This is a genomic window from Rhizobacter sp. P2_H2, assembly GCF_056403375.1.
Genome location: NZ_JBFUFP010001744.1, coordinates 1 through 643 on the forward strand (window position 1 = coordinate 1; position 643 = coordinate 643).

Below are 643 nucleotides of genomic sequence, written 5' to 3' on the forward strand. Positions count from 1 at the left end.
GAAGGTCGTGGCCGCGCGGATGGCCCACCTGTCGCGCGGTGAAGCCGAAGCGTTCTACGCGGTGCACAAGGCCCGTCCGTTCTTCAAGGACCTGGTCGACTTCATGATCTCCGGCCCGGTGATGATCCAGGCGCTGGAAGGCGAGGGCGCGATCGCGAAGAACCGCGACCTGATGGGCGCCACCGACCCGAAGAAGGCCGAGAAGGGCACGATCCGCGCCGACTTCGCCGACAGCATCGACGCCAATGCGGTGCACGGCTCCGACGCCCCGGAAACGGCGGCTGTCGAGATCGCGTTCTTCTTCCCGGGCATGAACGTCTACTCGCGCTGAGCGAGTAACGTCCCCTCTCGACGGAGGCTGGCATGAGTCTCACCAACCTCCTCGAGTTCGACCTCGACGGGCTCGCTGCCTACTGCGAGCGGCTCGGCGAGAAGCGTTTTCGTGCGACCCAGCTGTTCCGCTGGATCCACCAGAAGGGCGCGTCGGATTTCAATGCGATGTCCGACCTCRCCAAATCCTTGCGCGACAAGCTGGCGGGCGTCGCCTGCGTCGCGCCGCTTGCGGTCGTCAGCGAGCAGGCCTCGACCGACGGCACCATCAAGTGGCTGTTCGACGTCGGCGGCGGCAATGCCGTCGAGACGG

General features: G+C 66.2%; 1 protein-coding gene and 1 pseudogene. Both read left to right on the forward strand.

Features of this window, described 5'->3' with window-relative positions; all coding sequences use genetic code 11:
- Window positions 1-331, forward strand: a 331-nt coding sequence (locus AC1D15_RS35965) for a nucleoside-diphosphate kinase (protein ID WP_477829848.1), incomplete at its 5' end; no start/stop codon positions are given.
- A gap of 32 nt (window positions 332-363) precedes the next feature.
- Window positions 364-643, forward strand: a pseudogene (locus tag AC1D15_RS35970) (23S rRNA (adenine(2503)-C(2))-methyltransferase RlmN); the annotation flags it as partial.